Genomic DNA, 9,427 nt, shown 5'->3' on the forward strand with positions numbered 1-9,427 from the left:
TGCTCCATACTGTGGGCGCGATGGCTCTTCCAGCGAGAGGAACGCCCGACGACGCAGCGCTCGAGCGCGGCCTGTTCGGCCTGGGCGACCGCCTCGGCCTCCTCGCCGGCATCGTGCTCGCGGTGTCGGCCTTCACCGGCTGGTACAGCGGCAAGGGCGAGGGTGTGACGGTTTCCGTGATCGGCTGGCACACCGGCACGCTCGGCAAGCTCGTCTTCTTCCTCGGCGTCGCCGTGGTGCTGGCGGTGGCGCTGCGCGAGGTCGGCATCACCCCGCCGGCCGCGGTGCCGGAGAGCCTGCTCACGATCGCGCTCGGCTCCGTGGCCACCATCTTCGTTCTCGTGCGCGCGGTCTCGATCCCCGACGACTTCTTCTTCGCCGGACGCGGGATCGGCATCTGGATCAGCCTGGCGGCGGCGATCGGCGTCATCGTCGCGGGCCTGCTGCAGGCGTCCGAAGAGCTGTAGCGCTACGGACCCGTCGTCGCGGGCTGCTGCGGCAGCGGCTCGAGCGTGCGCACGTAGGTGGCAGTCGTGCCGCGCGGCGGGCCGTCGCCGAGTGCCCGGCCGAGCGCGACACCGACCGCGAACACGAGCAGCAGGACGGCGGCGAGCGCCAGCCGGGACGGCCAGGGGCTGCGCCGCCGCGAGCGCCGCCGCATACTCGGCTGCTCGACGCCGCTCACGGCGCGTAGTCCACGGCGCCGCGGGCGTAGAGGTGGAAGGCGGCGTCGCCGACCATCGCCAGCGATCGCGCCCAGCCGGGAGTCGCGGCCTGCTCCTCGATCGCGAGCCGCGCCCAGCGCTCCGACCCGGGGTAGGCGGCGGCGAGCTCGGCGACCGTGAACGTGCCGCCGACCCGGCGGCGCAGCTCCGCGAGCACGACCTCGAGCTGGCGCTGCAGCCGGTCGGCCGCGACGGGGTCGCGGGCTGCCGCGACGAGTCGGCGGTGGCCGTCCTCCCAGTCGCTGCGGGCGCTGTCGACGCCGACGCTCACGACGCCCGCTGCCCTTCGGCCGTACAGCAGCCGCCGTCCGGCCACCGCCGCGTGATCTCGGCGAGGACGCGCTCGCCGACGAGGTAGCCGGGGTTGGCGAGGGCGTAGGCGACGTGCGCGTGCAGGCACTTCAGCCGCGCCGGGTTGCGCGAGCCTGCGATGCCGGAGTCGAGGGAGGCGCCGCCGTCCGAGCCCTCCCTGCCGCGGGCGAGCGCGCGGCGGATCCGCCGCTGCTCGTTCGTGGCGCGCGCGAGGTCGGAGGCGAGCCGGGCGTCCGCGGCCGCCGCGGCGCTCCAGCGCTCGACGCCGCCGGCAGCCTCGATGCGCGAGACGGCGGCGACCAGGTGCCGGCAGGTGAGGTAGTACGTGGTGGGGAAGGGAGCGCCCTCGTCGTCGTAGGGCTCCTGCTCGGTGACGGCCGGGAGTCCCCACGGGCAGCGGGCGGCGACGCGCCGGAACGCGCGCGGAGCACGGCCGAGCTGGCGGGTGACGGCGTCACGGTCGTCCATCGCCGACACGCTATCGACGCGGCGCCGCCCGAAGGAAATCAGGGGTTCGCGGCGGCGTGCTGCTTGCGCCAGGCATCGATTCCCTTGACGATGAACAGCTGCTCGCCGGGCCTGACGTAGCCCATGCTGCGCGCGTCCCGCGCGAGCGCCTCGCCGCTCGTGGTGCGGGCAAGTCGCCGCTCGAGACGCGCCTTCTGGGCGCGCAGCGCCGCCACCTCGGCCTGCCGCTGCGCGAGCCGGCCGCGGGTCTCGAAGTAGGTGGCGAGCGGGCGGAAGTAGAGGAACCCCATCAGGACGAGCAGTGCGAGCGGCAGCAGCAGCCGGACGCGGCGCCGGCGGCGCGCCACGGCAGCAGCTCTGCTCGCGCTCCTGCGCGATCTCTCCCCCGTGCGGGTGCGTGCCACCGTGCCAGCTTCGCCGCGCGGGCCGTCTGCCCTCCCACGTGCCCGGCGCGAGCGGCCCCGGAGGCCGGCTCCGCCGGCCGGGAGGGGCCGCGCTCGGCGGGGTCAGGTTCCTGACGTCTCCGACGCGTCGCTGCGGCTGCGTCGGGAGGGGGAACAGTGCGAAAGCACGGGCCCCCGACCAGAGCGGCCGCAGCGGCGCGAGCGCCCCCGGAGGCCGGCTCCGCCGGCCGGGAGGGGCCGCGCTCGGCGGGGTCAGGTTCCTGACGTCTCCGACGCGTCGCTGCGGCTGCGTCGGGAGGGGGAACAGTGCGAAAGCACGGGCCCCCGACCAGAGCGGCCGCAGCGGCGCGAGCGGCCCCGGAGGCCGGCTCCGCCGGCCGGGAGGGGCCGCGCTCGGCGGCGTCAGGCGATGTCGACCTTGATGACGTTCGTAGACCCGGGGATGTTGACCGCGGTGCCGGCGGTGATGACGACGCGGTCGCCGGCCGCGACGATGCCGCTCGTGCGGGCGGCGTCGAGCGAGCGCGTCCACAGGTCCTCGACGTCGTTGGTGACGGGGATCTCGAGTGGCGTCACACCCCACTCGAGCGCCATGTGGCGAAGGGAGTGGACGTGGTGGGTGATGGCGACGATGGGGCGGCGCGGGCGCAGGCGGGCGACGGCGGACGCCGTCTTGCCCGAGAACGTCGGGACGAGGATGGCAGTGGCGGCGAGTGCCTCGGCGATGTCGCAGGCGGCGTTGGACATGGCCTGGCCGATCGTCGGCTCGTCGTCGGCGTGCGGGATCTCGTGGCGGTAGCCGAGGCTCGGCTCGACGGCGCACGCGATCTGGCTCATCACCTGCACCGCCTCGGTCGGGAACTCGCCGACGGCGGTCTCGCCCGAGAGCATGACGGCGGAGGTGCCGTCGAGGACGGCGTTCGCGACATCGGACGCTTCGGCGCGCGTCGGCTCGGGCTGGTGGATCATCGACTCGAGCATCTGCGTGGCGGTGATGACGGGCTTCCCGCGCTCGAGCGCCCGCGCGATGATGCGCTTCTGCAGCAGCGGCACCTCGGCGGCGCCGATCTCGACGCCGAGGTCGCCGCGGGCGACCATGACGGCGTGGGACTCGGCGAGGATGTCGTCGAGGGAGGCGATCGCCTCGGCCTTCTCGATCTTGGCGATCACGTACGCGGAGGAGCCGCGCGCCTCGATCAGCGTCCGCAGCGCCTTCACGTCGGACGCGGAGCGCACGAAGGAGAGGGCGACGAAGTCGACGCCGAGCTCGAGGGCGAACTCGAGGTCGTCGAGGTCCTTGCGCGTGAGCGACGGGATGGGAAGCGGCACGCCCGGCAGGTTGACTCCCTTGTGGGAGGAGACGACGCCGCCCGCCGTCACCTCGCAGCGGGCGCGGGCGCGCTCGACTCTCTGGACGCGCAGCTTCACGTGGCCGTCGTCGATGAGCACGTCGTTTCCGACCTGGAGCACGGATCCGAGCACGGCGGGGCTGACCGGCAGGTCGCCCTCGCGTGCGGCGTCCTCGCCGGCGATGACGACGGTGTCGCCACGCTCGAGCGTCACCGGCTGCTCGAGGTCGCCGACGCGCAGCTTCGGGCCCTGCAGGTCGGCGATGAGCGCGATGGGGCGGCCCGAGGCGATCTCGGCGTCGCGGACGAGCTTCGCGCTGCGCGCGTGGTCGTCGTGGGAGCCGTGCGACATGTTGAGGCGGGCGCCGTCCATGCCGGCGGCGATGAGCGCGGCGATCATCTCCGGGCTCGAGGAGGCCGGGCCGATCGTCGCCACGATCTTCGTCCTGCGAATGTGCCCGGTCACGAGCGCCACGCTAGCTGCGGGCCCGCGGGAAGGCGTCCCACCCGGGGAATGCGGCCTGCGCGCCGAGCTGATCCTCGATCCGCAGGAGCTGGTTGTACTTGGCCGTGCGGTCGGAGCGAGCCGGCGCCCCCGTCTTGATCTGGCCGCTGTTGGTCGCCACGGCGAGGTCGGCGATCGTGGCGTCCTCGGTCTCGCCGGAGCGGTGGGAGATGATCGTCGCGTACCCGTTGCGCTGGGCGAGCTCGATCGTGTCGAGCGTCTCGCTGAGCGAGCCGATCTGGTTCACCTTGACGAGGATCGCGTTGCCGACCTTCTCGGCGATGCCGCGGCGCAGGAACTCGACGTTGGTCACGAAGAGGTCGTCGCCGACGAGCTGGAGGCGGCCGCCGAGGCGGTCGGTGAGCGTCTGCCAGGTGGCCCAGTCGTTCTCGGCGAGTCCGTCCTCGATCGAGACGATGGGAAACCGGTCGGCGAGGTCGGCCCAGAGGTCGATCATGCCGTTGCCGTCGAGCGTGCCGCCCTGGCGCTCGAGCACGTAGGCGCCGTCGTGGAAGAGCTCGCTCGTCGCCGGGTCGAGCGCGATCGCGACCTTGTCGCGGTGCCCTGCGCGCTCGGCCGCATCGAGAATCGCGGCGCACGCGTCGTAGGCGGAGCCGAGATCGGGCGCGAAGCCCCCCTCGTCGCCGACGCTCGTCGAGAGGCCGCGCTCCTTCAGCAGCGCCTCGAGCGCGTGGTAGGTCTCGACTCCGATGCGGAGCGCCTCGGAGAACGTCTCGGCGCCGCCGGGGACGAGCATGAACTCCTGGAAGTCGAGCGAGTTCTGCGCGTGCGCGCCGCCGTTGACGACGTTCATCAACGGTACGGGCAGCACGTGCGCGTTGGCGCCGCCGATCCAGCGGTAGAGCGGCACCCCGGCGTCGGCGGCGGCCGCCTTGGCGGTGGCCAGGGAGGCGCCGAGGATCGCGTTGGCGCCGAGCCGCGCCTTCGTCGCAGTGCCGTCGATCTCGATCATCGCGAGGTCGACGGCCCGCTGGTCGCGCGCGTCGAGACCCGTGATGCGGTCCGCGATCTCGCCGTTGACGTGGTCGACCGCGCGCGCGACGGCCTTGCCGCCCCACGCCTCGCCGCCGTCGCGCAGCTCGACGGCCTCGTGCTCGCCCGTGGACGCGCCGGACGGGACCGCCGCGGACGCGAAGGCGCCGGAGTCGAGGCCGACCTCGACCTCGACGGTGGGATTGCCGCGCGAGTCGAGCACCTGGCGGCCGTGGACGTGGACGATCGTCGTCATCGCGGGCATTGTAAGGGCGAGGCCGAGGTCGACCCGGCCGCAGGCGGCCGGTGGGGCGCGCCGAGGTGGCGGGGAGCGCGTGCCGGTCCGTCTCGTCCTGCCGTCAGGGCAGGCGCCAGAAGGGGCCGCCGAGGCCGAGCCGGTCGAGGATCGCCTGGTTCTGCTCGCGCGTATGCGGCCGCCACTCGGGAGGGAGTCGGTCGCTCCACCAGCCGTGCGCGAGCGCGCTCAGCGTCGTCACCGGGATCGTCGCTCCGGGCTCGCGCCCGTCGAGCCAACGTGCGATGTGCTCCTCCGACCGGAAGAGGTTCATCGTGCTTCACGTGAAGACGATGTCGTCCCACCAGCGAGCGGCGGGGACGAGGACGTGGAAGAGCAGCGTCTCGTCGTGCGGACGCTGGTTGCGCACCTCCACGGTCACCGGCTCGCCGCAGTCGGGGCATGCCGTCTCGATGCGGCCGTCGACGTGGAGCGCTGCGCAGATCCCGAACGCGTCCCAGGCGCAGTTCGCAAACCACGAGCGGCCGTCCGCCTCGACGCGAAAGGCCGTCGGGACGGCCGAGAACGGATTGGCCATCAGGATCTCCGACGAGGCGGCGTCGAGGACGAGCGCGTGCTGGTCGTGCAGGCGCCGCCAGCCGGACAGGATCTCGTCGACCGAGACGCCGGCCTCCTGCGCGACGTCGGCGGCCGCCGGCGCGCGACCGCGCTCGACGAATAGACGGTAGGTCAGCGACCGCAGCTCGACGTCTCGCTCGTCCACGGCGACGACACTCTCACGGGACGCGCCCGGCGTCCAGGTCGCCGGGCGCTCGCCGGCGCGGGGCCGGACGGTGATGCCCGCTCTCCGGTCACGACGCCGTGCGGCTGACGGCGAGATGCCCGGCAGACGACGCTATCTCGACCCGACGCTGCGCTCGCCGCCGCGAATGGCCTGGCGCAGGCGTTCTTCTTCCCAGCCGCGCAGGGCATCGTCCCGCAGCTCATCGCGAAGCCCCGCCTCCAGGAGGCCAATGCGCTTCTCCGGCGACCGGCGCCCCGAGCGTCCGCTTCTTGCCGGCATGCTCGCCGCGGCCACCCGCCGGCCTCTCCAACGCCGGAAGCGCACGCGGCGCGACCGCTCGAGCCGGGAGACCGGGTACAGGCCGTCGGTGTCAGCGAAGGATCGTGTTTCGGATCTCGACGACGGTCGGCGGAGGCAGAGTTGCGGGCAGGCTCGGCTTGACGTGTGTCTCGAAGAACCGGCTCCAGTCTCCCTCCGCCTCCCAGAGCTCGGTGACGGTGACGCCGTCGGCGTCGGCGGTTGCCGCATGGGCGATGAAGCCGTCGGCGCCGCGGAGGGGGCCGGCCAGGTGGGCGGCGGTCTCGTCGTAGGCTTCGCCTGGCAAGCCGGGGATGCGGGACGTCACGATCACGGGCATGGGTCGTCCTTTCTCGGAGGGGTAGCTGTCAGGGCACAGCGGTGAGGCCGTGGCGCCGCATGACGACGGCGATATCGGTGGGATCGGGAGGGCCGCCGGCCGCGGCGTGCACGACCGCGGCGACATCCCGGAAGTAGCCCGGACCGAGGACACCGGGGCTGACGATCGCAAGCACGGTGGCGTCGCCGTCGCCGTTGTTGTCGAAGCGGTGGACAGCGCCGCGGCGGATGCAGACGACCTCGCCGGGCCCGACATCGACGGGCGCGCCCTCGATCGTCCAGGTAAGCACGCCGTGGAGGCCGTAGATCGTCTCCTCGTAGCCGTCGTGGCTGTGGGCGACCGGCACCTTCGCGCCAGCCGGAACGTCGCACTCGAAGACCGCCACGGTCCCTCCCGAGGCATCGCCCTCGACGAGGAACCTGATCGCGACCGGCCCGATCCTGATCTCTTCACGCGTTGTCGGCGACATCTGCATCCGTCCCGTTCGTCAAGGTGGTAAAGTAACTTGACGTTATATGACGGGCCAGAGATCGTCAAGTTCTTTTACCACGTCGGTCGGGGCGGCGTCGCCCGGCCCACCGCTCATCGGCGCGCTCCTACGGATTCCCTGGGAGACGGTGCGGCGGCGGATGCTCGAACGCCTCCACGAGCGCGGCTTCGACGACCTCGACGCTGCGCACCTGAACGTCCTCCAGTATCCGGGACCCCAAGGCATGCGGCCTTCCGACCTGGCCGCGCGGCTGCGCATCAGCAAGCAGGCGCTGAACTACCTGCTGAGGGACCTCGAGCGCCGCGGGTATACCGAACGGCGCCCCGATCCGGAGGACATGCGATCGAGACGAATCGTCCTGACGCGACGCGGCCACTCGGCGGTGAGAGTGATCCGCGAGGCCGTTGGCGATACCGAGCGCGAGTGGGCCCAGGAGATCGGCCCGAAGCGGTTCGCCCAGTTGCGCGCCCTGCTGCTCGAGCTCAACGAGCTCTCCTGACGTCCACGGATGCGCGCGGACGGCGGCACCGCGAGAGCGAACGGTCGCCGCCGCGAGCGTGCTCTCGCGGCGGCGGGCGGTCCGTCCGGGAGCGGGCGCGTTGCCCCCGGCCCCTACGGGTGCAGGAGCCGCTCCTTGGCGCGTATGTACCAGGCCTCCTGGGCGTCGAGGGCGAGCTCGCTCCACGTCTCCCCCGCCTCGGCGGCGAGGCGCTCGGCCAGCTCGACGCGCTCGACGAAGCGCCGGTTCGTGCCGCGGAGCGCGAGCTCGGGGTCGACGTTCACGAGGCGGGCGAGGTTGACGGCGGCGAAGAGCAGGTCGCCGATCTCCGCGAACACGGCGGCGTCGGGCTCGGTCTCGGCGGCCGGGCGGCCGCTGCGGTCGAGCTCCAGCTCGAGCTCCGCGAGCTCCTCGCGCACCTTCGCGAGCGGCCCGTCGAGGTCGGGCCAGTCGAAGCCGACCGCAGCGGCGCGGCGCTGCAGCTTGCGCGCGCGCAGCAGGGCGGGGAGCGCCTCCGGGACGTCGTGGAAGACGCCCTCGCGGCCCTCCTGCTCGGTCTTGATCTCCTCCCAGCGCTCGCGCACCCGCCCGGCGCTGGCGGCCTCGGCGTCGCCGAACACGTGAGGATGCCTGCGCACGAGCTTGGCGTGCACGGCGCGGGCGACCTGCTCGAGGTCGCCGTCGCCCTGCTCCTCGAGCAGCAGCGCCAGGAAGTAGGTCTGGAAGAGCAGGTCGCCGAGCTCGTCGCGCAGCTTGGCGGGATCGCCGTCGTTGGCCGCGTCGGCGACCTCGTACGCCTCCTCGACGGTGTGTGGCACGATCGTGCGCGCCGTCTGCTCGCGGTCCCACGGGCACTCACGACGGAGGCGCCGCGTCAGCTCCTGCAGCTCGATCAGCGCCTCGGCGAGCGCCATGCGGCTAGCCGGTCGTCGTCGTGTCGGTCGCGGCCGCGGGCGGGGCGAAGCCCGTCGCGTACGCGACCTTCGAGTCGTACGCCTTCTTCGTGTCGGCCGCCCACTTCTGGATCGACTCGCTCTTCTTCGTCTGCTCGAGCTGGCTCCTGATCTGCGCCCTGACGTCCTTCAACGGCGTCGTCGTGCCGGGCTTGACGTCGGAGATCGGCTGGATCACGTGGTAGCCGAACTGGGTCTTGACCGGGCGCGAGATCTGGTTCTTCGAGAGCAGGAACGCGGTCGAGTCGAACGGAGCCACGGTCTGGCCGCGCGAGATCGTGAGCCTGCCGCCCTGGCTCTTCGAGCCGGGGTCGAGCGAGTACTTCCTGGCGAGCGCGGCGAAGTCGCCGCCGGCCCTGAGCTGGTTGTAGATCCTGTCGGCTTCGGCTTTCGTCTTCACGAGGATGTGGCGCACCTCGCGGCTCTCCGGCACCGCGTACTGCCGCTTGTTCTCGTTGTAGTACTTGACGATGTCGGCGTCGCTGACGACCGCGTCCTTCGTGACCTCGTCGTAGAGCTTCTCGGAGATGAGCTGGGCGTCGATGTCGTCGCGGAACGCCTGGAACGTGTAGCCCTGCTCGGCGAGCTGCTTGTCGAGCTTCTTCTGATCGCCCCCGAAGTACTGCTTGCGCACCTGGTCGATCCGCGCCTCGATCTCCTTGTCGGTGACCGCGAGCTTCATCTTGGCGGCCTCCTTCTGGTACTCGGCGCGCTGAACCAGGAACGCGACGGCCTGGGTCTGCAGCGACTGGTACTCGGCCGTGCCGGCCTTCGGGAAGGCCCGCTTCTGGGAGGTGTACGACTTCTTCGCACGGCCGATCAGCGCTTCCAGGTCAGCCTTGCTGATGACGGTGCCGTCGACGACCGCGACGGCGTCCTTCGGGACCTTGTTGTCGCTGCCGCCACAGCCTGCGGCGACGAGCACGGCGGCGGCGACGAGGAGCGGAAGGGCGATGCGAATCGGCTTCATGGAGAGTGGCTTTCCTGTGCGCGGGACGGGAGGCGGACTCACGATGTATAGATGAGCACGCGTTAATTCGCTGTTGTGGTCT

General features: G+C 72.2%; 14 protein-coding genes. 2 read left to right on the top strand and 12 right to left on the bottom strand.

Annotated features, from left to right (window positions below; all coding sequences use genetic code 11):
• Positions 1-20 precede the first annotated feature (20 nt).
• The gene (locus tag Gocc_RS12300) at positions 21-467 is read left to right on the top strand and encodes a hypothetical protein (RefSeq protein WP_147281292.1); all 447 of its coding nucleotides are present in this window, start codon (positions 21-23) and stop codon (positions 465-467) included.
• Positions 468-469: 2 nt separating this feature from the next.
• Here the strand turns inward: Gocc_RS12300 and Gocc_RS12305 are convergent, their stop codons facing one another.
• The 10 genes from Gocc_RS12305 to Gocc_RS12350 all read right to left on the bottom strand — a co-directional run bounded on the left by Gocc_RS12305 (position 470) and on the right by Gocc_RS12350 (position 6,902).
• On the bottom strand, positions 470-685 hold the full coding sequence (locus Gocc_RS12305; RefSeq protein WP_147281293.1) for a hypothetical protein: 216 nt from the start codon (positions 683-685) through the stop codon (positions 470-472).
• Positions 682-996, bottom strand: coding sequence for a hypothetical protein (locus Gocc_RS12310; RefSeq protein ID WP_114796866.1), 315 nt, complete (start codon positions 994-996; stop codon positions 682-684). Before Gocc_RS12310 ends, Gocc_RS12305 begins: the two co-directional genes overlap by 4 nt.
• Positions 993-1,505 (bottom strand): DUF501 domain-containing protein, encoded by a 513-nt coding sequence (locus tag Gocc_RS12315; protein ID WP_114796867.1) that lies wholly within the window; start codon positions 1,503-1,505, stop codon positions 993-995. Before Gocc_RS12315 ends, Gocc_RS12310 begins: the two co-directional genes overlap by 4 nt.
• 38 nt (positions 1,506-1,543) lie before the next feature.
• Entirely contained in the window at positions 1,544-1,852 is a 309-nt protein-coding gene (locus Gocc_RS12320; RefSeq protein ID WP_114796868.1) for an FtsB family cell division protein, read from the bottom strand.
• Positions 1,853-2,311: 459 nt separating this feature from the next.
• A complete protein-coding gene (gene pyk / locus Gocc_RS12325; protein WP_181813650.1) occupies positions 2,312-3,724 on the bottom strand; it encodes a pyruvate kinase in 1,413 nt (470 codons plus the stop codon).
• A 10-nt stretch (positions 3,725-3,734) separates the two neighbouring features.
• Positions 3,735-5,012, bottom strand: coding sequence for a phosphopyruvate hydratase (gene eno, locus Gocc_RS12330; protein ID WP_114796870.1), 1,278 nt, complete (start codon positions 5,010-5,012; stop codon positions 3,735-3,737).
• A 103-nt stretch (positions 5,013-5,115) separates the two neighbouring features.
• Positions 5,116-5,325: a hypothetical protein gene (locus Gocc_RS12335; RefSeq protein WP_114796871.1), complete on the bottom strand. Its 210-nt coding sequence runs from the start codon at positions 5,323-5,325 to the stop codon at positions 5,116-5,118.
• Positions 5,326-5,331: 6 nt separating this feature from the next.
• Positions 5,332-5,775, bottom strand: a complete 444-nt coding sequence (merB, locus tag Gocc_RS12340; RefSeq protein WP_114796872.1) for an organomercurial lyase — start codon at positions 5,773-5,775, stop codon at positions 5,332-5,334.
• 391 nt (positions 5,776-6,166) lie between these two features.
• On the bottom strand, positions 6,167-6,433 hold the full coding sequence (locus tag Gocc_RS12345) for a hypothetical protein (RefSeq protein WP_114796873.1): 267 nt from the start codon (positions 6,431-6,433) through the stop codon (positions 6,167-6,169).
• Positions 6,434-6,461: 28 nt separating this feature from the next.
• Positions 6,462-6,902: a cupin domain-containing protein gene (locus Gocc_RS12350; RefSeq protein ID WP_220150602.1), complete on the bottom strand. Its 441-nt coding sequence runs from the start codon at positions 6,900-6,902 to the stop codon at positions 6,462-6,464.
• Positions 6,903-7,062: 160 nt separating this feature from the next.
• Between Gocc_RS12350 and Gocc_RS12355 the strand changes: the two genes are divergently transcribed.
• Entirely contained in the window at positions 7,063-7,422 is a 360-nt protein-coding gene (locus Gocc_RS12355) for a MarR family winged helix-turn-helix transcriptional regulator (protein WP_220150603.1), read from the top strand.
• Positions 7,423-7,535: 113 nt separating this feature from the next.
• On the opposite strand, the gene mazG is transcribed toward Gocc_RS12355, so the two are convergent.
• Together mazG and Gocc_RS12365 are read right to left on the bottom strand one after the other, a co-directional pair.
• Positions 7,536-8,336: a nucleoside triphosphate pyrophosphohydrolase gene (gene mazG, locus Gocc_RS12360; protein WP_114796876.1), complete on the bottom strand. Its 801-nt coding sequence runs from the start codon at positions 8,334-8,336 to the stop codon at positions 7,536-7,538.
• 4 nt (positions 8,337-8,340) lie between these two features.
• Positions 8,341-9,345 (bottom strand): peptidyl-prolyl cis-trans isomerase, encoded by a 1,005-nt coding sequence (locus tag Gocc_RS12365; protein ID WP_114796877.1) that lies wholly within the window; start codon positions 9,343-9,345, stop codon positions 8,341-8,343.
• Positions 9,346-9,427: the final 82 nt, after the last annotated feature.

Source organism: Gaiella occulta (assembly GCF_003351045.1).
In the GTDB taxonomy this organism is placed as follows: domain Bacteria; phylum Actinomycetota; class Thermoleophilia; order Gaiellales; family Gaiellaceae; genus Gaiella; species Gaiella occulta.